The organism is Streptomyces sp. NPDC007907, assembly GCF_042959365.1.
GTDB lineage: Bacteria > Actinomycetota > Actinomycetes > Streptomycetales > Streptomycetaceae > Streptomyces > Streptomyces indiaensis.
Map to the genome: position 1 here is coordinate 614,497 of NZ_JBIBKR010000001.1, position 23,680 is coordinate 638,176.

A 23,680-nucleotide genomic window follows, 5' to 3' on the forward strand; every position below is an offset into this window, starting at 1 on the left:
CACGTCCTGGCGAAGTGGTACGTCACTTGGCAAGTCGGGCGGGGGCTCCGTCCGGTTGCCGCCCCGGGGCGAGGGTGGCGCAGATCACAGCAACGGCGATGCCCCCGAGCAGGAAGAGATAGGAGCCGCTCCCCGCGGCGAAGAGGAAGTCGCCCTCGGGACGGCTGGCGGTCAGCAGGACGATGGCGAGCATCCAGCCGGCGGCGGCCGCGACGCCCCCGGCCCGGCCGCGGAGCACGAGTGAGCCGCCCAGGACGGCCCCGGCCTCTCCGGCCAGGGCGAGCAGCAGCCCGCCCGGGAACCACCCGGGCTGCACCAGGGCCCCGGCGACAGCGGCCACCGCGCCGAGCACGAAGAACCCGAGGCAGGCGCCGACCCGCCCGGCCGTGGGGGGCCGCATCGGCTGGGCCATCATCGGCGTCCGGTCGTTCATGAGGTTCCCCCGACGCCGGCGAACAGGTCCGTCTCCCGCTCGCCGGAGCCCGCCTCGCCGCGCACCAGCTCGTAGTACTCGGTGGTGAGGATCGGCTGGGCGAGTTCGTTGGAGAGCACGAAGTAGGGCCCGTCCACGGTGATCTGGGTGGCGTGCGCGCGCATCGCGGCGGCCTTCGCGGCGGCGTGCGCGGTGCCGTCGATCACGGTGGTGACGCGCTCCTCGGGCACGACACCCGGGACGTCGTCGATGTCGGCGACCTTGGTGAAGGACGTGTCGGACAAGTCCTCCCGGAGCCGGGCGAAGGACTCCTCCAGAACCGGTCGGGGGACCCGGTTCCAGTAGACCTTCGGGACCGGCACGCCGGCGTCGGCGGACAGCTGCACGGCGCGCATGACGACGCGGTGGGCCTGGATGTGGTCCGGGTGGCCGTAGCCGCCGTTCTCGTCGTAGGTGACGAGGACCTGGGGGCGCACCTCGCGGATCACCTCGACGAGGTGCGCGGCGGCCTCGTCGACGTCGGCCTGCCAGAAGCATCCGGGGTCGTCGTTGTCGGGCAGGCCCATCATCCCGGAGTCGCTGTAGCGTCCGGCGCCGCCGAGGAGGCGGAAGTCCCGGACGCCGAGCTCGGCCAGGGCGGCGGTGAGCTCACGGCGGCGGTGCTGGCCCAGGGCGGCGCCCGTCAGGTGCGCCAGCTCGGGCGGGATGACCTCGCCGCGCTCACCCAGCGTGCAGGTGACCAGCGTGACGTGGGCACCTTCGGCCGCGTACCTGGCCATGGTCGCGCCGTTGATGATCGACTCGTCGTCCGGGTGCGCGTGCACCAGCAGCAGACGCCGGTCGGGCAGTTCCGTCATGGGGCCAGCCTACGAGGTCCCGCCGGGGTCAGAACTTGATGCTGCCGATCATCCCCGCGATGTTCGTCGTCAGCTCGTTGATCGTGGGAGCGACGGTCGAGGAGGCGAGGTAGAAGCCGAGCAGCATGCAGACGATCGCATGCCCCGCCTTCAGTCCCGACTTCTTGACGAGCAGGAAGACGATGATCGCCAGCAGCACCACCGCCGAAATCGAGAGTGCCACGGCGGTTCACCTCCAAAGATCCACGAGGGCGCGGGGGGTCGGACTATGGGGGCATCAAATCCGTACAGCAGCCAGCAGGTTCATACCCACTATGCGTCATTGATCATAACTATCCCTCCGTGCGCATCGATCGGCGCACGGCCGCACAAGGGGGCGCATGGCCAATATGGTCAAGGCATGACGACCGAGCCTCACTCATTCCCCCGACGGCACGCCCGCACCCAGCGCTTCACGCTCGGCGCGCCGCGCTCGTTCACCGTGGCGCCCGACGGTTCCCGTGTCGTGTTCCTGCGCTCCGGCTCCGGTACGGACCGGGCGAATTCGCTCTGGGTCCTCGACACGGAGGAGGGCGCGGAGCGCGTGGCCGCCGACCCGCGCGCCCTGCTGGGGGGCGCTTCGGAGGACCTCTCACCCGAGGAACGGGCCCGGCGTGAGCGCAGCCGTGAGGGCGGGGCCGGCATCGTCGGGTACGCCACCGACACGGCCGTCGAGTTGGCCTCTTTCGCCTTGTCGGGACGGCTTTTCGCAGCGGAGCTGCGCGCGGGGACGGCACGTGAACTGCGCGTGCCGGGGCCTGTGCTCGACCCGCGCCCCTCGCCCGACGGGCGGCAGATCGCGTATGTCGCGCAGGGGGCCCTGCGGGTGGTGGGCGCGGAGGGTGAGGGCGACCGGGAGCTCGCCGAGCCGGAGTCGGAGAATGTCTCGTTCGGTCTGGCCGAGTTCATCGCGGCCGAGGAGATGGGGCGTTCGCGGGGCTTCTGGTGGGCTCCGGAGTCGGACCGGCTGCTCGTGGCGCGGGTGGACGACACGCCGGTGCGGCGCTGGTGGATCGCCGACCCCGCGCATCCGGAACGGGAGCCTCAGCGGGTGCCGTACCCGGCGGCGGGTACCGCCAACGCGGAGGTGCGGCTGTTCGTGATCGGCCTGGACGGGCTGCGTACGGAGGTCGCCTGGGACCGGGCGCGCTACCCTTATCTGGCACATGTGCACTGGTCAGCGGCGGGCGCGCCACTACTGCTCGTACAGGCGCGCGACCAGCGCAGCCAGCTGATCCTGGCGGTGGACCCCGACTCGGGCGCGACGCGGATGGTGCACGCCGACGAAGATCGAACTTGGCTGGATCTTTTCCCCGGGGTGCCGTGCTGGAGTCCCTCGGGTCAGCTGGTGCGGATCGCCGACGAGGGCGGGGCGCGGGTGCTGGCGGTCGGGGACCGGCCGCTGACGGGGGCGCAGCTGCACGTCCGGGCCCTGCTGGACGTCTCCGAGCACGACGTGCTGATCTCGGCGTCGGCGGGCGCGGAGGCCGCCGGTGAGGCCGAGACGGGCCAGGTGCACGTGTACCGGGTGAACGAGCTGGGCGTGGAGCGGGTGTCGCGGGAGCCGGGCGTGCACGCGGCGGTGCGGTCCGGGGAGGTGACGGTTCTGGTCTCGGCCGCACTGAACCGGCCAGGTTCGCTGGTGCAGGTCCTGCGCGACGGAAAACCGACCAGGACTGTCCCTTCGCACGCCGAAGATCCTGGTATGTCCCCCCGCGTGACGCTCACCGAGGGGGGCGCACGCCGCGTACCGTGCGCCGTGCTTATGCCTCGGGACTACGACGGCGACACTCCGCTGCCGGTCCTCATGGACCCGTACGGAGGTCCGCACGGCCAGCGGGTGGTCGCCGCGCACAACGCCCACCTCACGTCGCAGTGGTTCGCGGACCAGGGCTTCGCGGTCGTGGTCGCGGACGGCCGCGGCACCCCGGGACGCTCACCGGCCTGGGAGAAGGCGGTCCACCACGACTTCACGCTGTCGCTGGACGACCAGGTGGAGGCCCTGGAGGACCTCGCGAAGCGCTACCCCCTGGACCTGTCCAGGGTGGCGATCCGCGGCTGGTCCTACGGCGGCTGGCTGGCGGGCCTGGCGGTCCTGCGCCGCCCCGACGTCTTCCACGCGGGCATCGCGGGCGCGCCGGTGACGGACTGGAGCCTGTACGACACCCACTACACGGAGCGCTACCTGGGCACCCCGGCGGAGCACCCGGAGGCCTACGCGAAGAGCTCCCTGGTGACTCCCGACGGGCTGTCCTCCCCCGCCGAGCCGCACCGCCCGCTGATGATCGTGCACGGCCTCGCCGACGACAACGTCGTGGTCGCCCACGCCCTGCGCCTGTCCTCTGCCCTGCTGGCCGCCGGCCGCCCCCACGAGGTGCTGCCGCTGTCCGGCGTCACCCACATCACCCCGCAGGAACAGGTCGCCGAGAACCTGCTCCTCCTCCAGGTCGACTTCCTGAAGCGCTCCCTGGGCATCACGGCCGTCTGAACACGGCAACGGGCCGGGGCCACATGGCGCGCCCCGGCCCGTTTACGGCACCCGCACGGCCGTACGACGACCACCCTGACGCGTCCGTATATCGGAACCGGGTCGTCGAAGTTGCTTGCGTGTTAACGCAGTTGGCGGGGGTGCCGGCCGGCGCGGACAGCAGAATTTCCCGGCACCCCTCGGGGATGCCGGGAAATCAAGCGGTGGGGTCAGGCCGCGTGGACCACGTCCTTCTCCTCCGCGAAGTGGCAGGCGGACTCGTGGGCCGCCGGGGTGTCGACGCCCTGGAAGCGCTCAGGGATGGCCAGGAGGGGAACCTCCTGGGCGCACTTGTCCTGCGCCTTCCAGCAGCGGGTGCGGAAGCGGCAGCCCGAGGGCGGGTTGGCCGGGGACGGGACGTCGCCGGTGAGGATGATCCGCTCGCGGCCCTCGCGGGACTCCGGGTCGGGGACCGGGACGGCCGACAGCAGCGCCTGGGTGTAGGGGTGCGTCGGGTGGTCGTAGATCTCCGTGTCCGAGCCGATCTCGGCCATCTTGCCGAGGTACATCACACCCACGCGGTCCGAGATGTGCCGGACGATCGACAGGTCGTGCGCGATGAAGAGATACGAGAGGTTGAACTCGTTCTGCAGCTTCTCCATCAGGTTGATGACCTGCGCCTGGACGGACACGTCCAGCGCGGAGACCGGCTCGTCGCAGATGATGATCTCGGGGTTCAGGGCCAGGCCGCGGGCGATGCCGATGCGCTGGCGCTGACCGCCCGAGAACTGGTGCGGGTAGCGGTTGATGTACTCCGGGTTGAGGCCGACCACGTCCAGAAGGTCCTGGACCTTGCGCCGGCGGTCGCCCTTCGGCGCCACCTCGGGGTGGATCTCGAAGGTCTCCCCGATGATGTCGCCCACCGTCATACGGGGGTTGAGCGAGGTGTACGGGTCCTGGAACACCATCTGGATGTTCCGGCGGACCGCCTTCAGCGCGCGCCCGGACAGCTTGGTGATGTCCTGGCCCTTGTAGAAGATCTCGCCCGCGGTCGCCTTCTCCAGCATCATCAGCAGCTTGGCGACGGTGGACTTGCCGCAGCCGGACTCGCCCACGATGCCGAGCGTCTCGCCCTGGTAGAGGTCGAAGGAGACCCCGTCCACGGCCTTGACCGCCCCGATCTGACGCTTGAACAGGATGCCCTGGGTCAGCGGGAAGTGCTTGACCAGGTTGCGCACCTGAAGGATCGGCTCACCGCGCTCGACCGGCGCCTCGATGGCGGCCACGGCCTCCGCGTCGGTGGCGGCCTCCACCGTCTCGACCTCGGTGACGTTGGGGGTGGCGTCCATGGACTCGTCCGACTTGTCCAGCTCAGCCATGGATCGTCTCCTTCCAGAAGTGGCACGCGCTGCCGCGGCCGGGCAGCTCGCCGCCGTCCCACTCGGTGACCGGGTGCAGCGGCGGGACGTCCGTACGGCAGATGTCCTGCGCCTGCGGGCACCGCGGGTTGAAGGCGCAACCGGTCGGGATGCGCAGCAGGTTGGGCGGCAGACCCTTGATCGCGTAGAGGTCCTGGCCCTTCTGGTCCAGGCGCGGGATCGACTCCAGCAGGCCCTTGGTGTAGGGGTGCGCGGGCCGCTTGTACAGCTCGTGCACGGGCGCGGTCTCCACGATCCGGCCCGCGTACATCACCGCGATCTTGTCCGCGACGTCGGCGACCACGCCGAGGTCGTGGGTGATCAGGATCAGGCCCATGTTGTACTCGCGCTGCAGCTCCGCGAGCAGGTCCATCACCTGGGCCTGGACCGTCACGTCGAGGGCCGTGGTCGGCTCGTCGGCGATGATCAGGTCCGGTTCCAGGGCGAGCGCCATGGCGATCATGATGCGCTGGCGCATACCGCCGGAGAACTGGTGCGGATAGTCGCCGACGCGTTCCTTGGCGGCCGGGATCTTCACACGGTCCATCAGCTCGATGGCCTTGGCCCGGGCGTCCTTCTTGCTCAGGCCCTGGTGGACGCGGAACATCTCGCCGAGCTGGTAGCCGACGGACAGCACCGGGTTCAGCGCGGACAGCGCGTCCTGGAAGATCATGGCGATCTTCCGGCCGCGGATCTTGCGCCGGGCGTCGCCGGACATGGTGAGCATGTCCTCGCCGCGGTACAGGATCTGGCCCTGGGGGATGCGCCCGGGCGGCATGTCGAGAATGCCCATGATCGCCTGCGCGGTCACGGACTTGCCGGAGCCGGACTCACCGAGCACGGCGAGCGTCTCGCCGGAGTTCACGGTGTAGTTGACGCCGTTGACGGCCTTGGCCACACCGTCACGGGTGTGGAACTCGACGTGCAGGTCACGCACTTCGAGCAGGGGAACGTCGCCGTCGGCCGCGCCGCGCGGCTCGGGGACGTTCCGGGTCTTGTCGATGGTGGTCACGTACGCCCTCCTCAGCGCAGCTTCGGGTCGAGGGCGTCGCGCACCGCGTCGCCGAGCATGATGAACGCGAAGACGGTGAGGCTGAGCATGCCCGCCGGGAACAGCAGCGTGTGCGGGTTGTCCCGGATCACCTTGCTGCCTTCGGAGATGTCGATGCCCCACGAGATCGTCGGGTCGCTCAGGCCGAGGCCCAGGAACGACAGCGTCGCCTCCGCGGAGATGTAACCGCCGAGGGCGATGGTGGCCACGACGATGGTGGGCGCGACGGCGTTCGGCATCACGTGGCGGAACAGGATCCGCGGGGTGCCGGCGCCCAGCGCCCGGGCCGCCGTCACGTAGTCCGCCTGCTTCGCCGTGATGACGGAGCTGCGCATGACCCGCGCGATCGAGGTCCAGCCCAGGAAGGCCAGGGCCAGGATGACGACGTACACCTTGCGCTCGGTGAAGGCGTTCAGGACGACCATGGTGCCGAGCAGGAACGGCAGACCGAAGAAGATGTCGACGACCCGGGAGATCACCGAGTCGACCCAGCCGCCGAAGTAGCCCGCCAGCATGCCGAGCAGACCCCCGATCAGCGTGACGGCCGCGGTGACGCAGACGCCGACGAGGATCGAGGCACGGGTGCCGTGAATGACACGCGAGTAGATGGAGCGGCCCTGCTGGTCGTAGCCGAACCAGTCGGGCTGGAAGAAGTGACCCAGCTGCGGCTTGCCCAGGTAGTGGTGGACGAGGTCGCCGTCTCGCGGGTCGACGCTGGTGAACCAGCCGGGGAACGCGGCGATCACCAGCAGCAGGACCAGCAGCACCGAGGAGATCCAGAACATGGGCCGGTGCCGCAGGTCGTACCAGGCGTCGCCCCACAGGGAGCGGGGCTTCTCGCTCTGCTGCGCGCTCTGCTTGCCGGGGGCGTCGACGGCCGGAGGGGCCACGGCGTCCACGGTCGCGGCGTCGGTGGTCTGGGCCTTGGTCACGTCAGGCATACCGGATCCTCGGGTCCAGGACCGCGTACAGCAGGTCGATGAGCAGGTTGATCAGGAGGATGACGAGGACGAGGACCGTCACCACACCCGTGACCGTCGAGCCCTCGCTCGTCTGGATCGCCCTGTAGAGGAGGTTGCCGACACCCTGGATGTTGAAGATGCCCTCGGTGATGACAGCGCCGCCGATGAAGCCGCCGACGTCGGTGCCGACGAAGGTGACCACGGGGATCAGCGAGTTGCGCAGCAGGTGGACACCGATGATGCGGCGCCGGGGCAGGCCCTTGGCCAGCGCGGTGCGCATGTAGTCGGCCCGCAGGTTCTCGGCGAAGGTCGTCCGGGTCAGCCGCGCGACGTACGCCATGGAGAGCATGGCCAGGACGAACGCGGGCAGGAACAACTGCGAGTAGTCCGTGGAGTCCTGCACGTTGGGCGGCAGCCAGCCGAGTTCGTCGGCGAAGATGAACCGGGCGATGAAGCCCAGCACGAACACCGGGATGGAGATCACCGTCAGGGTGAAGACCAGTACGCCGGTGTCGGCGGCCTTACCGGCCCGCAGACCGGCCCACGCGCCCAGGCCGACACCGATGATGATCTCGATGGTGATGGCCAGCAGCGTCAGCCGCAGGGTCACCGGGAAGGCCTCGGCCATCAGCTCGGCGACCGGGCGTCCGGCGAGGTTGCTGCCGAAGTCTCCCTTGAGGAGATTCAGCATGTAGTGGAAGTACTGCTCGAGGACGGGCTTGTCGAAGCCGTACTCGCGCTTGATCTGCGCGATCTGTGCGGGATCGGGAGCCTTGTCCCCGTAGATGGCCCGGACCGGGTCGCCCGGAAGGATGTGGACCATCAGGAAGATCAACAGAGTTGTCCCGATGAAGATCGGGATCATCTGGAGCAGTCGCCTGGCGGCGTAGCGCCCCATCTTGCGCCTCCATGCCGTGAGGGGTCGGCGAGGCCTGCGCACTCATCAGCACCGCAGGTTGAGGGGTGAGGTGGAGGCCTGTGCCTACGGACCGGTGCCGCCGCTCCCCTTTCTCCGGGAGAGGCGGCACCGGTCTGCGGTCGTCTACTTACTTCTGCTTGACCTGGATCTGGTCGAAGATCGGGTCACCGTCCTGGCCGTACTTGATCTTGCCCAGGATCTTGGTGCTCTGACCGCTGTTGACCTTGTAGAACCAGAGCGGGATCGCCGGCATGTCCTTGGCGAGGAGCTGCTCCGCCTCCTGGTACTTGGCCACGGTCTCGTCGATCGAGCCGGCCTTGTCCGCCTCGGAGCTCAGCTTGTCGAACTCCTTGTTGGAGTAGCCGCTGGTGTTGCCGGCCGCCGTGGAGCCGTACAGGTCGCGCATGAAGTTCGAGTTGACCGGGTAGTCCAGCACCCAGCCACCGCGGTACATGGACTTGACCTGCTCCTTGTCACGGGCGTCGAGGTCGGCCTGGAAGGTCGGCTTCGGGTCGCCCGTGCACTCCACACCGGTGGACTTGCGGATCGAGTTGCAGACCGCGTCGACCCAGGGCTTGTGGTCCTGGTCGGCGTTGTACTGGATCTGAATCTTGTTGCCCGGGACGCCGCCACCCTCCTGGATGAGCTTCTTGGCCTTGGCCGGGTCGAACTTGACGATGTCGCCGAGCGCGCCCTGCTTGTAGCCGAGAACGCCCGGGGCCACGTAGGAGTCGGCCGGGGTACGCGTGCCCTGGAGGACGGTCTTGGTGATCGTCTGGCGGTCGATCGCCATGGACAGACCCTGGATGACCTTGGGGTCGATGTCCTTGAACTGCTTGGTGTAGAACGCCGGGACGATCGACTGGACGGCCGAGTACGGCTCGTCGATGGCACGGTCACCGAGGTCCGACTTGTAGTTCGTCAGCGCGGTGGTCGGGACCTGCTCGATCCAGTCCACGTTGTTCGAGCGCAGGTCCGAGTACGCGGCGTCGGCGGTCGTGTAGTTCTTGAAGTCGATACCGCCGTTCTTGGCGGCGTTCGGGCCCTTGTAGTCCGCGAACTTGCGGACCTTGATGAGCTTGTTGTGCTCCCAGGACACGAACTTGTACGGGCCGTTGCCGACCGGCTTCTGGCCGAAGCCCTTCGGGTCCTTGAAGAAGGCCTCGGGCAGCGGCGCCCACACGTCGTAGCCCAGCTTGTACGCGAAGTACGAGACCGGCTGCGTCAGCTTGATCGTGAAGGTGTTGTCGTCGACGACCTTCAGACCCGACATCTTGTCGCTCTTCGGGTCACCCTTCTCCGGGTGCACGTCCTCGAAGCCGACGATGTCGGCGAACCAGCTGGAGTTGGTCTGGTTGTTCTTGATGTTGGCGGACCAGTTCCAGGAGTCCACGTAGGACTTCGCGGTGACCGGCGTGCCGTCGTGGAACTTCCAGCCCTGCTTGAGCTTGACGGTCCACTCGGACGAGTCGTCGTTCGGCGTGACCGACTCGGCGTTGACGTACTCGAGCTTGCCGGTGCCGGGCTCGTAGTCGACCAGGCCGGCGAAGATCGTGCGCAGCACGCGGCTGCCCTGGCTCTCCTTGGCGTTGGCCGGCTGCAGCGGGTTCTGAGGCTCGCTCAGCTGCGCAGTGACGATGCCGTTCGGGTCGGCCTTCCCCTTGTTCATGTCGTCGCTGCCGCTGTCGTCGCCGCCGCCGCAGGCGGTGGCGGCCAGAGCGACGACTATCGCCCCCGCGACCCACTTGGCGCTCCTGGCACCGCGCATGGGTTCCTCCTATGAAGTCATTGGTTCACCGCGAAGGGAGCACACGACACATCACGGCCCCCGCCCGTCGCCGGTGCCGGAATTCGTCGAGTGCCCCCGCGCTCGTGAGTCGCGCCGCTGCCGGCTACTGACCCGTACATCCGAGCTCTACGCGCCTAACTATCTGCCAAACGCCAGGACCGAACCACACTCTCGAGGTCTCGGTTCGATCACAGCTCTCGCCTACATCTTCCAAAATCCGGACAAAGGGTTTGGTGAAAGATCCCTGCGAAACGGACTTGTTACACATCTATCGGTGTCGGCTGTCCGCATTCCGGACGCGAGAGTGAGATAAACCGCTTGCGGCATACCGTGGGATCCGTGCAGGGTTCCATCGGCGACTGTCGCGCGCTCAAGTGGCTTGTGCGGCAAGGCCGTTGTGCGATCCCCGAAGCCGGGGGCACCTGGCGCTTCCGGAGCAGGGTAGTGGGAGAAAACCGCCCCTGACGGCTGCCACGGGCAAGTCGAGGGTTTTCCCTACCCTTGCCTCCGCGTTCCCCGCCCTTCAGACGCTCACCCTCAAGACGACGACACCGGGCACCCCGCCTCGCGGGGTGCCCGGTGTCGTCGTCTTCAGCGGCAGGCGTCAGCCGTGCTTGGCGCGGCTCGCGGCGCGGGCGCGCTCGCGGGCGTCCAGGTTCACCTTGCGGATGCGCACGGCCTCCGGGGTGACCTCGACGCACTCGTCGTCCCGGCAGAACTCCAGGGACTGCTCCAGCGACAGCTTGCGCGGCGGGACGATCGACTCGGTCACGTCGGCCGTCGAGGACCGCATGTTGGTGAGCTTCTTCTCCTTGGTGATGTTGACGTCCATGTCGTCGGCGCGGGAGTTCTCGCCGACGATCATGCCCTCGTACACCTCGGTGCCCGGCTCGACGAACAGCACGCCGCGCTCCTGGAGGTTGGTCATCGCGAACGCGGTGACCGCACCGGCGCGGTCGGCGACCAGGGAGCCGTTGTTACGGGTCTGGAGGGTGCCGAACCAGGGCTCGAAGCCCTCGTGGATGGAGTGGCCGATGCCCGTACCACGGGTCTGGGTCAGGAACTCCGTACGGAAGCCGATGAGACCGCGGGAGGGCACGACGAACTCCATGCGGACCCAGCCGGAGCCGTGGTTGGACATGTTGTCCATGCGGCCCTTGCGGACGCCCATGAGCTGCGTGACGGCGCCCATGTGCTCCTCGGGCACGTCGATCGTCATGCGCTCGACGGGCTCGTAGGTCTTGCCGTCGACCTCCTTGGTGACGACCTGCGGCTTGCCGATGGTCAGCTCGAAGCCTTCCCGGCGCATCGTCTCGACCAGGATGGCCAGCGCCAGCTCACCGCGGCCCTGCACCTCCCAGGCGTCCGGCCGCTCGGTGTCGAGCACGCGGAGGCTGACGTTACCGATCAGCTCGCGGTCGAGGCGGTCCTTCACCTGGCGGGCGGTGACCTTGCGGTCCTTGACGGCCGCCTTGTTGTCGGCGCCCTTGCCGGTGGCGCCGCGGCCGACCAGCGGGGAGGTGTTGGTGCCGATGACCATGGAGATGGCGGGCTCGTCGACCGTGATCAGCGGCAGCGCGACCGGGTTCTCCGGGTCGGCCAGCGTCTCGCCGATCATGATGTCCGGGATACCGGCGACGGCGCAGATGTCACCGGGGCCGGCCTTCTCCGCGGGCTTGCGGGTGAGCGCCTCGGTCATCATCAGCTCGGAGATGCGGACGTTGCTGACGGAGCCGTCGCGCTTCATCCACGCGACCGTCTGGCCCTTGCGCAGCTCGCCCTGCTCGACGCGGAGCAGCGCGATACGGCCGAGGAAGTTGTCGGCGTCCAGGTTGGTGACGTGGGCCTGGAGCGGGGCGGCCTCGTCGTAGGTCGGGGCCGGGATGTGCTCCAGGATCGTGGAGAAGAACGGCTCCAGGCTGGTGGAGTCGGCCGGGACCGTGCCGTTGTCCGGCTTGGTCAGCGAGGCGATGCCGTCACGGCCGCAGGCGTAGACGATCGGGAACTCGATCTGCTCCTCGTCGGCGTCCAGGTCGAGGAAGAGGTCGTAGGTCTCGTTGACGACCTCGTCGATCCGGGCGTCCGGGCGGTCCGTCTTGTTGATGCAGAGGATGACGGGCAGCCGGGCCTGGAGCGCCTTGCGCAGCACGAAGCGGGTCTGCGGGAGCGGGCCCTCGGAGGCGTCCACGAGCAGGACGACGCCGTCGACCATCGACAGACCGCGCTCGACCTCACCGCCGAAGTCGGCGTGGCCGGGGGTGTCGATGATGTTGATGGTGATGACGTCCCCCCCGTCCTTCGGGTGGTACTTCACCGCCGTGTTCTTGGCCAGGATCGTGATGCCCTTCTCACGCTCCAGGTCGTTCGAGTCCATCATGCGGTCGTCGACCGAGTCGAGCTGGTGCGCGGCGAAGGCGCCGGCCTGCTTCAGCATGCCGTCGACGATGGTGGTCTTGCCGTGGTCGACGTGGGCGACGATGGCGACGTTGCGGATGTCGTGGCGCGTGGCCATAAAAGGCGTACTCCCGGAGTAGTGAATGCCCTGCGCGTACGTCGGTGGTGCGCGGGCCCTGCCGGGCTCAACATGCCACGGCCTCACCCCATGGTACGGGGCTACGGCGGCAGGGGTTAGCCGGGCTACGTCTGTGCAGGTCAGGCCGGTTCGCAGGAGCGCCGGGCCACCTCTCGGGCCAGAGGTGAGTCCGGCCGCACCCCGCAGTCGGTGAGGACGGCGAAGTCGACCGTCCAGTTGCGGGCGTGGCCGGAGACGGTCCGGCCGTCCGGGCAGCGGTAACGGAAGTCCGCCGCCACCTCCCGCACACCGGCGTACTGGACGTACTCGCCCGCCGCGCGGGGCGTGAGGCGGTCGGTACGGAGCTCCGGGGCCGGTTGCCGGACGTCGGTGAACGGCCAGGTCTCGCCGGCCTCCGCCAGGGTGCGCGCGTCGGAGTCGATCTCGCCGGCCTTCTTGCCGAGGGAGAAGAGGATCTCCGCGGGGGACGGGGCCGGCCCGTCGGCGCGTACCGAGGGGGCGGGGGTGTACACCCGCCGCATCGGGTTCTGCAGGGCGCCGCCGCCCTTGCCGAGCCGCTCGGGGTCGGAGACACCTGTCAGCCGGTCCCGCTCGGTGAGGTGGGACCAGGTGAAGGTGCCGTTCGCGCAGGCCGTCGCCACGGGCTCTTCGGTCTTCCGGCCCTGGTCGGCCCCGTTTCCGCCCGCGCTCCCCGTGCACGCCCCCAGCCCCGTCACCAGCACCCCGATGACCAGCCCGGCCGTGCCGGCCCGTCCCGCCGTGCCGCGCATGTGTCGGTCCCCGTCCCCCCGCGTACGGACGCCCGGCGTCCGCACCATGATCGTGTCGGGAATCATGGTGCGGACGCCGGGCGCGGAACGGCAAGGCGTTTGAGCGTTCCCAGAGCTACGGAGCGGTGGAGCCCTTCGCCGACGGGCCCGACGCCGGCTTCGCGCCCTTCTTCAGGAAGCCCATGTCCTCGTAGACCGGCGTGCCGAAGCCGAAGGCGCCGGTGTTGACGAGGTTCTTGCGGGCCGCCAGCAGCTGGGGGCGCTGGAAGAGGGGGATCGAGCCGGCCGCCGCCCAGATCCGGGAGTCGGCCTTGCGGATCAGGGAGCGGGACTCGCCCTCGTCGAGGGTGGCCACGGCCTCGTCGAAGAGCTGGTCGACCTGGTCGGTGCCGACGCGGGTGTAGTTCTGCTCGACGTTCAGCGAGCCGTCGGCGGCCGGGACGGGCTTGGCGTAGACGGGCCGGGCGTCGGTGGCGGGGAACGCCGTCGCGGGCCAGGAGTACAGGGCGAGGTCGTACTGGCCGGAGGCGATGTGGTCCTTGAAGTAGGACTCGTCGGAGACCTTGGAGATCTCGGTGGTGATGCCGACGCGCTCCAGCATGCGGGAGATGCGGTCGGCGACCGTGCGCAGCGTCTGGGAGCCGGGCCCGGAGGGGAGCACGAAGCGCAGCGTGAGGGCCTTGCCGTTCTTGGCGAGCGGAGCGGACTCCTGGTTCGCCGGGGCGGCGGTGCCCTTGGGGGCGTACGCCCCGGGGGCGCCGCCCTGGTGCCCGGGCACGTGCTGCCTGCCGTCCTGGGCGAGGTGCCCGGCCGGGTCGGGCCCGCGGCGCGCCTTGTCGTCCTGGCCGGTGTCGTCGGCCTTGCCACCCTCGGGGCCGGCCGCCTTCTCCTTGTCCTTCTCCTGCTCCTCGACCGGGCCGCCGCGCACCCACCCGGCGTCCGCGAGCAGCGCCTGGGCCTCCTCGGTGTCCTGGTCGCCGAGGGCGCCGCTGTTGTCGGCGTAGGCGGCCTGGCCGGACAGGGCGAGGTGGCTGCCGACGGGGACGGCGGGCAGGCCCAGGGGCTTGAGGACGACCCGGGCGATGTCCTTGCGGTCCAGGGCGCGGGCGACGGCCCGGCGGACGCGCTCGTCGGTGAGCGGGCCCTCGGCGCCGTTCAGGGCGAGCTGGGTGTAGGCGGGCTCCAGGGACTTGCGGACCTCGAACCCGCTGAGGGCCTGCTGCTGCCGGGCGTACGCGGCGGCCGCCCTGCCCGGCTTGGTGCGGGCGACGCTCTCCTCGTCGGCGGCCTCCTCGTCGGAGCCGTTGGCGCGGGCCGAGGACTCCAGGGAGTCCGCGGCGGACCGGTCGGCGCCGGGGCCCATCAGCGGGCTGCCGGAGCTCTGGGGGCGGGCGGCGACGGTGATGCGGCGGGCCGCGGTGGGGTCGATCTCGGCCAGGTCGAGGGTGCCCGCGGCGAGCTCGGCGGCCCGCTTGTCGCGCGGGACGGTGCGCAGCACGATCTCGGAGAGCTTGGCGGGTTCGCCCCACCAGCGCGGGTTGCGGGCGAGGGTGATCTCCTCGTCCTTGCGGTCGACCTTCTTCACCGTGAAGGGTCCGGCGGTGACCTTGAGCTTGTTGCGGGCCCCGTCGTTGAAGGAGTCCGGGGTGCCCATGACGTCCTTCGGGTACAGCGGGGAGAACAGCGAGCGCCAGTCGGCGTAGGGGCGGCTGAAGGTGACGCGGACCTCCAGGGCGTTGTCGCCGCGCTCGATCTTCTGGATGCGGTCGTAGCCGGCGTTGCGGGCGGTCCAGTAGGCGGTGTCCTTGCCGGACAGGGCGCGCCACTGGGCGGCGAAGTCGGCGGCGCCGATCTCCCGGCCGTCGCTCCACACGGCCTGCTGATTGAGCTTGTACAGGACGACCTGCTTGGGCTCGGTGTCGACGACCTTGGCGGACTCCAGGTAGTCGGGGTTGCGCTCCGGGCGGCCGGAGGCGTCCATGCGGAACATCGACGGCAGGACGGCCTGGGCGACGCGGGTGGTGGTGGCGTCGGCGTCCGACTGGAACGTGTTCAGCGTGTCGGGCACGGAGTCGGCGGCCCAGCGCAGGGTGCCCCCGTCGGTGATCCGGTCGCGCGGGGCGGGCTGGATGTCCTGCCCGGCGAGCGGCTTTCCGGACGGGTCGTCGGAGCCGCATCCGGCGAGCGCGGGCACCGCGAGCACGCCCGCGGTCAGGAAGGCGACCGAGCGCGTGACCGCGCGCGGGCCGACGCCGTGCTGGGACATCTGTGCTACCTCCGGGAAGCCGCGGGCGTTATGATCACTTTTGGCGGTATTTGGAGTTCATCTGATGTATGCGGCCACTGAAGAGGAAAGGGTTCGGCAACACAGGGCGACACGGCGGTCACGGGCGGGAAGCCACCCGTGCGGCGCAACGCACCGCACAGTGCACCCGCACGCCTCGGCCAATCGATGCACATCCCTTCACAGCACAAGGCGTGACGCGCAACACTCGCAGGCGCATGAACGTTGCCGCCTTGGGCCATGAAGGACCCGCGGAAGTGAGGGCAAGTCATGTCCGTTCACGACGAACTGATGTCAGTCCAGCGCAGTCTCGACGAGGTGTTCCGATCGCTGGGGCGGCTGGAGAAGCAGCTCGGCACCGGCGGTCTGGAGATGCGCCGCGTCCGTGCCGACGCCAATCACCTGCGCGAGAGCGTCGCCCTGCTGCGCGACGCCGCCGCGTCACCGGCCGCGCCGAAGCGCCCCGAGCTGGTCACCATCTCGGACACGCCGTACGACTCCGCCCTGTGGAGCGACTCGGACGACGAGGGGCTCGGCGCCCGGGACCGGCGCGCTCCCTGACCCGGGGAGGAGTCGAGCGCGACCGGCACCTCCCCCCGAACCCGACCGGAGTCGTCACGTGGCCACTGGTACGGAACCCCCTGCCACCGAACCCAGACGTGAGAGCGGCGGTGTGCGGGGCGCTGCGCGGGCCGCGATCGCCGCCCCGCACCTGCGCACCGACCGCTGGTGGCTGGCCCCGGCCGGCACCGCCGCGGGCCTGCTGGCCTTCATCGTCTACTCGACCTGGCGGGCCTTCGCCAACACCGACTACTACGCGGCGCCCTACGTCTCGCCCTTCTACTCGCCGTGCCTGGCGGAGAACTGCGAGCCGATGCGGTCCGGCCCGAACTGGGAGATCTTCGGGAGCTGGTGGGGCATCTCGCCCGCGATCATCATCCTGATCTTCCCGCTCGGCTTCCGCCTGACCTGCTACTACTACCGCAAGGCCTACTACCGGGGCTTCTGGGCGTCCCCGCCGGCCTGCGCGGTGGCCGAGCCGCACAGGAAGTACACCGGCGAGACCCGCTTCCCGCTGATCCTGCAGAACATCCACCGGTACTTCTTCTACGCCGCGCTCGTGGTCGCCGGGATCCTGACCTACGACACCGTGCTCGCCTTCCGCGACGAGACCTACGCCTGGGGCCACATGGGTCTGGGCACGCTGGTGTTCCTGGTCAACATCGTGCTGATCTGGGCGTACACGATCTCCTGTCACTCCTGCCGGCACATCGTCGGCGGCAAGCTCAAGCACTTCTCCAGGCACCCCGTGCGCTACCGGATGTGGCAGTGGGCGGGGAAGCTCAACGCCCGGCACATGCAGCTCGCCTGGGCGTCGCTGGTGAGCGTGGCGCTCGCCGACTTCTACGTCTACCTGGTCGCGTCGGGCGCCTTCGACGATCCGCGCTTCTTCTAGAGGGATGAGGCCTTCTGATGTCCGTGGTCGACCGGCAGGAGTGGGACGTCGTCGTGGTGGGCGCGGGCGGCGCGGGCCTGCGCGCCGCCATCGAGGCCCGGGAGCGCGGCGCCCGTACGGCCGTGATCTGCAAGTCGCTGTTCGGCAAGGCGCACACGGTGATGGCCGAGGGCGGCATCGCCGCGGCCATGGCCAACGTCAACAGCGGTGACAACTGGCAGGTGCACTTCCGCGACACCATGCGCGGCGGCAAGTTCCTCAACCAGTGGCGGATGGCCGAACTGCACGCTCAGGAGGCGCCGCAGCGGGTGTGGGAGCTGGAGACCTGGGGGGCGCTGTTCGACCGCACCAAGGACGGACGGATCGCGCAGCGCAACTTCGGCGGCCACGAGTACCCGCGGCTCGCCCACGTCGGCGACCGCACCGGCCTGGAGCTGATCCGCACCCTCCAGCAGAAGATCGTCTCCCTCCAGCAGGAGGACTTCCGTGAGACCGGCGACTACGAGTCCCGGCTGAAGGTCTTCCAGGAGTGCACGGTCACGCGCGTGCTGAAGGAGGAGGGCCGGGTCTGCGGGGTCTTCGCCTACGAGCGCGAGTCTGGCCGCTTCTTCGTGCTGGAGGCACCGGCCGTGGTCATCGCCACCGGCGGTATCGGCAAGTCCTTCAAGGTGACGTCGAACTCGTGGGAGTACACCGGCGACGGCCACGCCCTGGCCCTGCTCGCGGGCGCTCCCCTGCTGAACATGGAGTTCGTGCAGTTCCATCCGACCGGCATGGTCTGGCCGCCGTCGGTGAAGGGCATCCTCGTCACCGAGTCGGTGCGCGGCGACGGCGGGGTGCTGCGCAACTCCGACGGCAAGCGGTTCATGTTCGACTACATCCCCGACGTCTTCAAGGACAAGTACGCCGAGACGGAGGAGGAGGGCGACCGCTGGTACGACGACCCGGACCACAACCGGCGCCCGCCCGAGCTGCTCCCCCGTGACGAGGTCGCGCGGGCCATCAACGCCGAGGTGAAGGAGGGGCGCGGCTCCCCGCACGGGGGCGTGTTCCTCGACGTGTCGACGCGGATGCCCGCCGAGGTCATCAAGCGCCGGCTGCCGTCGATGTACCACCAGTTCAAGGAGCTGGCGGACGTCGACATCACGGCGGAGGCGATGGAGGTCGGGCCCACCTGCCACTACGTGATGGGCGGGGTCGCGGTCGAGTCGGACACGGCGGCCGCGCGCGGGGTGCCCGGGCTGTTCGCGGCCGGTGAGGTGGCCGGCGGCATGCACGGCTCCAACCGGCTCGGCGGCAACTCCCTGTCCGACCTGCTGGTCTTCGGCCGCCGGGCGGGCTGGCACGCGGCCGAGTACGCGGCGGGCCTGGCGGGGGCGCGGCCCGTCGTGGACGACGTCCAGATCGACTCGGCGGCCGCGGAGGCGCTGCGGCCCTTCTCGGCCGAGGCGGAGACCGAGGAGCCGGCGGGCGGCCCGCCGGAGAACCCCTACACCCTGCACCAGGAACTCCAGCAGACGATGAACGACCTGGTCGGCATCATCCGCCGCGCGCCGGAGATGGAGCAGGCCCTGGAGAAACTGGCGGAACTGCGGCTGCGGGCCCGCCGGGCCGGGGTCGAGGGGCACCGGCAGTTCAACCCCGGCTGGCACCTCGCCCTGGACCTCAGGAACATGCTGCTGGTGAGCGAGTGCGTGGCGCGGGCCGCGCTGGAGCGCACCGAGTCGCGTGGCGGGCACACGCGCGAGGACCACCCCGGGATGGACCGCGCGTGGCGGCGGATCAACCTGCTGTGCGCGCTCACCGACCCGACGGGCGGGCTGGCGGCGACGGACCCGGTCCGCGGCCAGATCGCCCTCACCCGCGAGACCACCGAACCCGTCCGTGCCGACCTGCTCGCCCTGTTCGACAAGGAGGAGCTGGTCAAGTACCTCTCCGAAGAGGAGCTCTACGAATGAGCGGCTATACGGCCCACTTCAAGGTGTGGCGCGGGGACGTGAACGGCGGCGGCCTGAAGGACTTCGAGGTCGAGGTCAACGACGGCGAGGTGGTGCTCGACATCATCCACCGCCTCCAGGCCACCCAGGCGCCCGACCTCGCCGTGCGCTGGAACTGCAAGGCCGGCAAGTGCGGTTCCTGCTCGGCGGAGATCAACGGGCGGCCGCGGCTGATGTGCATGACGCGCATGTCGGTGTTCGGCCGCGAGGAGACCATCACGGTGACGCCGCTGCGGGCGTTCCCGGTCGTCCGCGACCTGGTCACCGACGTCGGCTTCAACTACACAAAGGCGAGGGAGGTCCCGGCCTTCGTCCCCCCGGCCGGTGTCGCTCCCGGCGAGTACCGCATGATGCAGGAGGACGTGGACCGATCGCAGGAGTTCCGCAAGTGCATCGAGTGCTTCCTGTGCCAGGACACCTGCCATGTGGTGCGCGACCACGAGGAGAACAAGCAGGCGTTCGCCGGACCGCGGTTCCTCATGCGGGTGGCGGAGCTGGACATGCACCCGCTGGACGCGGCGGCGGAGGCGGGCCTGGACCGCAAGACCACCGCCCAGGACGAACACGGTCTGGGCTACTGCAACATCACCAAGTGCTGCACGGAGGTCTGCCCCGAGGGCATCAAGATCACGGACAATGCGCTGATCCCCCTGAAGGAACGGGCGGTGGACCGCAAGTACGACCCGCTGGTGTGGCTGGGCTCGAAGATCCGCAGACGCTCCTCAGCAGGCTGAGCACCCGCTGACCCAGTCCTCCTCGTACGCCCGCCAGTTCGCCTCGGTCGCCGTGTGGTCGATGTACAGCGCGACACCGAAGCGGGCCCGGTCCGCGTCCGTGCGCGACAGACCGAGGCGGACGCCCCGGACCGCCGCGGGCACCGTCTCGGCATGGCCCCAGTGGCTGACGTCGTTCTCCCAGTAGAAGGGCAGTCCCATCAGCAGGTCGGTGGAGCGCGGGGTGACCTCCAGGGCGAGGGAGGTCTGCTGGGCGACGTAGCCGCCGTAGGTGCCCTCCAGGGGCTGCGCGGTGTCGTACGACATGACTGCGATCTGGTCGACGCGGCGGGCGACCTGGCCGAAGAACTCCTGTGACCACCACTTGGGGTGGCCGGTGAGACCGCCACGCAGGGTGTGGAGACCGGGGAGCGGGTCGATCTGGTGGGCGGCGACGGAGAGCAGCGCGTCCCGGGAGCGGGTCTCGCGGTGCAGGACGTCGAGGAGGCGCAGGTAGTTCCGGTCGCCGGAGTGCAGGGGTTCCAGGTCGAGGTGGGCACCGTCGTAGCCGAGGTCCAGGATCCGGCGGGTGGAGCGCAGGACGGTGGCGCGCGTGGTCGGGTCCTCCAGGCGCATGCCCGCGTCGCTCTCGGTGGCCACGACGTCCCCGAGGAACGCCTGGACGCGGACGCCGGGGAGCTTGTCGTGCACGGCGCCGACGAACCAGCGCGCTCGGGGGTGCACCGACGCGGGGAGCGTGCCGTCGTGTTCCAGCGGGCCCGAGTGGACGTACAGGTCGCGGATGCCGGTGTCCCGCAGTCGGCGGGCCAGGGCGGTGACGTCGGCGTCCTTCTTGCGGCCGTCGACCCAGGCGTGGCCCAGCCAGAGGGCGTCACGGCCACGGCTGTGGGTGCCGTCGGCCGGATCGCCCGTGTAGTTGATCCTGAGGGCCGTCAGAACGCAGAGGAGCGGGAGCAGGAGGAGCAGCGGCAGTCCGACGGCCGTGCGTCGGATCCAGCGCCGGCGTCTCGCACGGCTGTCCCGGGCGGGCCCGGGCTCCCCTTGCGGCGGTGAGGAGTTCTCGCTGCCTTCGCCTGCCGTGCGGTCCATGCCGTCTCCCCCGGTGGTGCGGTGGATGTTGCCGGGGAGGACGATCAGCACCTCTGTTCGGTTGCGGGTCAGAACAGGCTCAGCAGCGCCTCCGCCGGATCCGTGAGGCTCGTGTCGCCGCCCGGCAGGGGCAGTTCGAACCAGACCGTCTTGCCCCGGGGGGTGCGGCGGGAGCCCCACGCCGCGCTGAGGAGGCCGACCAGCTGGAGGCCGCGGCCGCCCTCGTCGGTGTCGCGGGCCCGGCGGCGGCGGGGCTGGACCAGGCCCGAGTCCCAGACCTCGCAGACCAGGGTGCGGTCGAGCAGCAGACGCAGCCGGATCTCGCCCTCGCCGTAGCGCAGGGCGTTGGTGACCAGCTCGCTGACCAGGAGCTCCGTGGTGTCGACCAGGGGTTCCATGTCCCAGGCGAGCAGTTGGGCCCGCGCGTACTCGCGGGCCCGGCCCACGCTGCGCGGCTCGCGCGGCAGGGTCCAGTCGCCGACGGAGTCGTTGGGCAGCCCCTGTACACGTGCCATCAGCAGCGCGATGTCGTCCTCGCCGTGATGGGTGTCGAGGGTGTTGAGGACGTGGTCGCAGACGTCCTCCAGCGGCTGGGTGGGGTCGGAGAGGGCGCTGACGAAGGCCTGGAGGCCCTCGTCCAGGGGGTGGTCGCGGCTTTCGACCAGGCCGTCCGTGTAGAGCGCGAGCAGGGCGCCCTCGGGCAGTTCGACCTCGACCTCTTCGAAGGGCTCCCCGCCCACGCCGAGCGGCATGCCCGGCGGCACGTCCAGCATCAGCGCCGGTTCGCCCGGTTCGACCAGGACGGGCGGCAGGTGGCCGGCATTGGCGAAGGTGCAGCGCCGGGTGACGGAGTCGTAGACGGCGTAGACGCAGGTGGCGAGGTAGACCTCCGACAGGTCCGCCTCGCGGGGGCGGCGGGCCGCCCGGGTCGCCTGCTGGACTCCTCCGGGGGCGCCGAGGCCGCGGGCGATCTCGTCCAGCTGGGAGAGCACCTCGGCCGGTTCCAGGTCGAGCTGGGCCAGCGTACGGACCGCCGTGCGGAGTTCGCCCATGGCGACGGCGGCGCGCAGGCCGCGGCCCATCACGTCACCGACGACCAAGGCGGTGCGGTGCCCGGGCAGTTCGATGACGTCGAACCAGTCGCCGCCGACCTCGCTGGGCCGGCCGGTGTTGACGTTGCCGGGCAGATAGCGGCAGGCGATGTCGAGGCCGGAGGCCTCCGGGTCGCCGGGCGGGAGCAGGGATCGCTGGAGTATCAACGCCCGTTCGTGCTCACGGCGGTAGAGACGGGCGTTGTCGATGCAGACCGCGGCCCTGGCGGCCAGTTCCACGGCGAGGTCGCGGTCCCGGTCGCCGAACGGCTCGCTGCCCTTGGTCCGGGCGAACTGCACCAGCCCGACGACGGTGTCGTGGGCGACCATCGGCACGGCGAGCGTGGACTGCACGAGCCCGCCGTCCTCGCCGGGGACGGTCTGGGGCCGGGCGGTGCGCAGGGCGTCGGCACAGGGCGAGTTGAACGGGTAGTGGTGCACCGCGCCGACCGCGACGGGCACGCCGGTGCCGGCGAACGGCGCGTCGGAGACGGCACTGGCGAAAGCCACGCGGCGCAACTCGGCGCTGCCGTCGGCGAGCCCGGGCGGCGTCTCGTCACCGGCCAGCAGACCTTGGTAGAGGTCGACGGTGGCCAGGTCGCAGAAGCCGGGGACGACGACGTCGAGGAGCTGACGGGCCGTGGTCTCCAGGTCGAGGGAGTTGCCGATGCGGGCACCGGCTTCGTTCAGCAGGGCCAGATTGCGCCGGGCGGCGGCTGCCTCGCGTGCGGCGGCGCGACGGGCGGTGATGTCGATCCCGAGCCAGGCGATGCCGATGGGACGGCCCGAACCGCTGTGCACGCGGTAGAGGTTGACGGACCAGTGGCGACGCTCGTCGGATCCCGGCACGAAACCGGTGACGTGCATGTCGGTGATGGAACTGCCGGTCTCCAGCACCCGCCGCAGGGTGGCCGCGACGCGGTCGGCCTCGCCGCGCTGGAGGTAGTCGTGCACCCCCTTGCCGCGATGGTCGTCGACGTCACCTCCGAAGATCGACGCAAACCGCTGATTGACGCGGCGGACCCGCAGGTCGGGGTCGATCAGGAGGAATCCGAAGGGCGATTGACTGAAAATGGCCTGCGAGGCGGCGAGGTCGGTCTCGATGCTGCGCAGGGTACGCACGTCGACGACGATGCAGACGGCGGCCTTCTCGCCGTCCTCGGTGCGCGTCGGCATGACGTACACCTCGGCGAGCCCCTCGTGCCCGCGCTCCCCTTCGACGCCCTTCGGCATCCGGAAGGGCACCACGCCCGTCCACTCGCGGCCGTCGAGGATCTCGGCCATCTTGCGCATGCCACGCTCGCGATGGCGCGGGTCGATGAACGCCTCGATGGGGTCCATGCCCACGGCGCGGTCGGCGGGGATGCCGAAGAGGTGCTCGGCGCGCAGGCTCCACTGGTCCACCAGCCCGTCGGGGCCGATGGAGAAGGACGCGACCTTGATGTAGTCGTAGATGGAACCGGGGGGACTGCTCTGCCACATGGCGTCCCCGGATCGCACCCCGTCGGCGGCGAGCGCACCTCCCACCGCGGAGGCCAAGCCGTCGGCAGGCCTCGACCTCGCGCCCTCCGACGGGTCCTCGGACTCCGTGGCCTTCGCTGGTATCTCGCTCACGCGAACCGTCCCCTCCAGCTCACCGCGTCCGGCACCGGTCACCGGGGGCGGCTGCCCGCAGTATCCAGCACTACGGTGCCGCACAACACGGTGTTCACGATCACAGCACGGTCCCGATGGTTTTCGGTCCGGACCGTGACAACACTCCCAGTCTTCTAACCAGGGGGCACGGCGTCG

Annotated in this window: 18 protein-coding genes; 5 read left to right on the forward strand and 13 right to left on the reverse strand. The window is 70.1% G+C overall.

The window, feature by feature from the left end; genetic code table 11:
- Positions 1-22: 22 nt before the first annotated feature.
- From ACFZDI_RS02835 to ACFZDI_RS02845, 3 genes are read right to left on the reverse strand one after another with little or no spacing between them, the layout of a single operon-like run.
- On the reverse strand, positions 23-433 hold the full coding sequence (locus ACFZDI_RS02835; RefSeq protein ID WP_234846156.1) for a DUF6113 family protein: 411 nt from the start codon (positions 431-433) through the stop codon (positions 23-25).
- Positions 430-1,290, reverse strand: coding sequence for an N-acetyl-1-D-myo-inositol-2-amino-2-deoxy-alpha-D-glucopyranoside deacetylase (gene mshB / locus ACFZDI_RS02840; RefSeq protein WP_391247304.1), 861 nt, complete (start codon positions 1,288-1,290; stop codon positions 430-432). Before mshB ends, ACFZDI_RS02835 begins: the two co-directional genes overlap by 4 nt.
- 28 nt (positions 1,291-1,318) lie before the next feature.
- Positions 1,319-1,513 carry a hypothetical protein gene (locus ACFZDI_RS02845; RefSeq protein WP_031103282.1) on the reverse strand — a complete coding sequence of 65 codons (195 nt, stop codon included), beginning with the start codon at positions 1,511-1,513 and terminating at the stop codon, positions 1,319-1,321.
- A gap of 177 nt (positions 1,514-1,690) precedes the next feature.
- Between ACFZDI_RS02845 and ACFZDI_RS02850 the strand changes: the two genes are divergently transcribed.
- Positions 1,691-3,817 (forward strand): prolyl oligopeptidase family serine peptidase, encoded by a 2,127-nt coding sequence (locus tag ACFZDI_RS02850; RefSeq protein WP_391247307.1) that lies wholly within the window; start codon positions 1,691-1,693, stop codon positions 3,815-3,817.
- A 209-nt stretch (positions 3,818-4,026) separates the two neighbouring features.
- Here ACFZDI_RS02850 and ACFZDI_RS02855 read toward each other — a convergent pair whose 3' ends face one another.
- The 8 genes from ACFZDI_RS02855 to ACFZDI_RS02890 form a co-directional block, all read right to left on the reverse strand.
- The gene (locus ACFZDI_RS02855) at positions 4,027-5,175 is read right to left on the reverse strand and encodes a dipeptide ABC transporter ATP-binding protein (RefSeq protein ID WP_391247309.1); all 1,149 of its coding nucleotides are present in this window, start codon (positions 5,173-5,175) and stop codon (positions 4,027-4,029) included.
- On the reverse strand, positions 5,168-6,226 hold the full coding sequence (locus ACFZDI_RS02860; protein ID WP_391247311.1) for an oligopeptide/dipeptide ABC transporter ATP-binding protein: 1,059 nt from the start codon (positions 6,224-6,226) through the stop codon (positions 5,168-5,170). Before ACFZDI_RS02860 ends, ACFZDI_RS02855 begins: the two co-directional genes overlap by 8 nt.
- Before the next feature lie 11 nt (positions 6,227-6,237).
- Positions 6,238-7,206 (reverse strand): ABC transporter permease, encoded by a 969-nt coding sequence (locus ACFZDI_RS02865; protein ID WP_234846163.1) that lies wholly within the window; start codon positions 7,204-7,206, stop codon positions 6,238-6,240.
- Positions 7,199-8,125, reverse strand: coding sequence for an ABC transporter permease (locus ACFZDI_RS02870; protein ID WP_234846165.1), 927 nt, complete (start codon positions 8,123-8,125; stop codon positions 7,199-7,201). Before ACFZDI_RS02870 ends, ACFZDI_RS02865 begins: the two co-directional genes overlap by 8 nt.
- A gap of 148 nt (positions 8,126-8,273) precedes the next feature.
- Positions 8,274-9,914, reverse strand: a complete 1,641-nt coding sequence (locus ACFZDI_RS02875; protein WP_234846166.1) for an ABC transporter substrate-binding protein — start codon at positions 9,912-9,914, stop codon at positions 8,274-8,276.
- 625 nt (positions 9,915-10,539) lie between these two features.
- Entirely contained in the window at positions 10,540-12,447 is a 1,908-nt protein-coding gene (gene typA, locus ACFZDI_RS02880) for a translational GTPase TypA (protein WP_234846167.1), read from the reverse strand.
- A gap of 140 nt (positions 12,448-12,587) precedes the next feature.
- On the reverse strand, positions 12,588-13,238 hold the full coding sequence (locus ACFZDI_RS02885; RefSeq protein ID WP_391247315.1) for a hypothetical protein: 651 nt from the start codon (positions 13,236-13,238) through the stop codon (positions 12,588-12,590).
- A 115-nt stretch (positions 13,239-13,353) separates the two neighbouring features.
- A complete protein-coding gene (locus ACFZDI_RS02890; protein WP_234846169.1) occupies positions 13,354-15,504 on the reverse strand; it encodes an ABC transporter family substrate-binding protein in 2,151 nt (716 codons plus the stop codon).
- A 288-nt stretch (positions 15,505-15,792) separates the two neighbouring features.
- Here ACFZDI_RS02890 and ACFZDI_RS02895 point away from each other — a divergent pair, with 288 nt between their 5' ends.
- The 4 genes from ACFZDI_RS02895 to ACFZDI_RS02910 are packed head-to-tail and all read left to right on the forward strand — an operon-like array spanning position 15,793 to position 19,709.
- Positions 15,793-16,083 carry a hypothetical protein gene (locus tag ACFZDI_RS02895; RefSeq protein WP_234846170.1) on the forward strand — a complete coding sequence of 97 codons (291 nt, stop codon included), beginning with the start codon at positions 15,793-15,795 and terminating at the stop codon, positions 16,081-16,083.
- A 58-nt stretch (positions 16,084-16,141) separates the two neighbouring features.
- Entirely contained in the window at positions 16,142-16,978 is an 837-nt protein-coding gene (locus ACFZDI_RS02900; RefSeq protein ID WP_391247318.1) for a hypothetical protein, read from the forward strand.
- 17 nt (positions 16,979-16,995) lie between these two features.
- On the forward strand, positions 16,996-18,936 hold the full coding sequence (locus ACFZDI_RS02905) for a fumarate reductase/succinate dehydrogenase flavoprotein subunit (protein WP_234846172.1): 1,941 nt from the start codon (positions 16,996-16,998) through the stop codon (positions 18,934-18,936).
- Positions 18,933-19,709: a succinate dehydrogenase/fumarate reductase iron-sulfur subunit gene (locus ACFZDI_RS02910; RefSeq protein ID WP_391247320.1), complete on the forward strand. Its 777-nt coding sequence runs from the start codon at positions 18,933-18,935 to the stop codon at positions 19,707-19,709. The genes ACFZDI_RS02905 and ACFZDI_RS02910 overlap by 4 nt, the downstream gene beginning before the upstream one ends.
- On the opposite strand, the gene ACFZDI_RS02915 is transcribed toward ACFZDI_RS02910, so the two are convergent.
- A complete protein-coding gene (locus ACFZDI_RS02915) occupies positions 19,698-20,798 on the reverse strand; it encodes a hypothetical protein (protein WP_372486576.1) in 1,101 nt (366 codons plus the stop codon). The two genes, ACFZDI_RS02910 and ACFZDI_RS02915, sit on opposite strands and share 12 nt — an antisense overlap.
- Positions 20,799-20,866: 68 nt before the next feature.
- Positions 20,867-23,503 carry a SpoIIE family protein phosphatase gene (locus ACFZDI_RS02920; protein ID WP_234846177.1) on the reverse strand — a complete coding sequence of 879 codons (2,637 nt, stop codon included), beginning with the start codon at positions 23,501-23,503 and terminating at the stop codon, positions 20,867-20,869.
- Positions 23,504-23,680 lie beyond the last annotated feature (177 nt).

Bases quoted from the DNA above. Each gene is read 5' to 3' on its own strand.
- mshB (WP_391247304.1), bottom strand. From the start codon at position 1,290: ATGACGGAACTGCCCGACCGGCGTCTGCTGCTGGTGCACGCGCACCCG.
- ACFZDI_RS02870 (WP_234846165.1), bottom strand. From the start codon at position 8,125: ATGGGGCGCTACGCCGCCAGGCGACTGCTCCAGATGATCCCGATCTTC.
- ACFZDI_RS02865 (WP_234846163.1), bottom strand. From the start codon at position 7,206: ATGCCTGACGTGACCAAGGCCCAGACCACCGACGCCGCGACCGTGGAC.
- ACFZDI_RS02850 (WP_391247307.1), top strand. From the start codon at position 1,691: ATGACGACCGAGCCTCACTCATTCCCCCGACGGCACGCCCGCACCCAG.
- ACFZDI_RS02855 (WP_391247309.1), bottom strand. From the start codon at position 5,175: ATGGCTGAGCTGGACAAGTCGGACGAGTCCATGGACGCCACCCCCAAC.
- ACFZDI_RS02890 (WP_234846169.1), bottom strand. From the start codon at position 15,504: ATGTCCCAGCACGGCGTCGGCCCGCGCGCGGTCACGCGCTCGGTCGCC.
- ACFZDI_RS02895 (WP_234846170.1), top strand. From the start codon at position 15,793: ATGTCCGTTCACGACGAACTGATGTCAGTCCAGCGCAGTCTCGACGAG.
- ACFZDI_RS02875 (WP_234846166.1), bottom strand. From the start codon at position 9,914: ATGCGCGGTGCCAGGAGCGCCAAGTGGGTCGCGGGGGCGATAGTCGTC.
- ACFZDI_RS02905 (WP_234846172.1), top strand. From the start codon at position 16,996: ATGTCCGTGGTCGACCGGCAGGAGTGGGACGTCGTCGTGGTGGGCGCG.
- typA (WP_234846167.1), bottom strand. From the start codon at position 12,447: ATGGCCACGCGCCACGACATCCGCAACGTCGCCATCGTCGCCCACGTC.
- ACFZDI_RS02915 (WP_372486576.1), bottom strand. From the start codon at position 20,798: ATGGACCGCACGGCAGGCGAAGGCAGCGAGAACTCCTCACCGCCGCAA.
- ACFZDI_RS02910 (WP_391247320.1), top strand. From the start codon at position 18,933: ATGAGCGGCTATACGGCCCACTTCAAGGTGTGGCGCGGGGACGTGAAC.
- ACFZDI_RS02835 (WP_234846156.1), bottom strand. From the start codon at position 433: ATGAACGACCGGACGCCGATGATGGCCCAGCCGATGCGGCCCCCCACG.
- ACFZDI_RS02885 (WP_391247315.1), bottom strand. From the start codon at position 13,238: ATGCGCGGCACGGCGGGACGGGCCGGCACGGCCGGGCTGGTCATCGGG.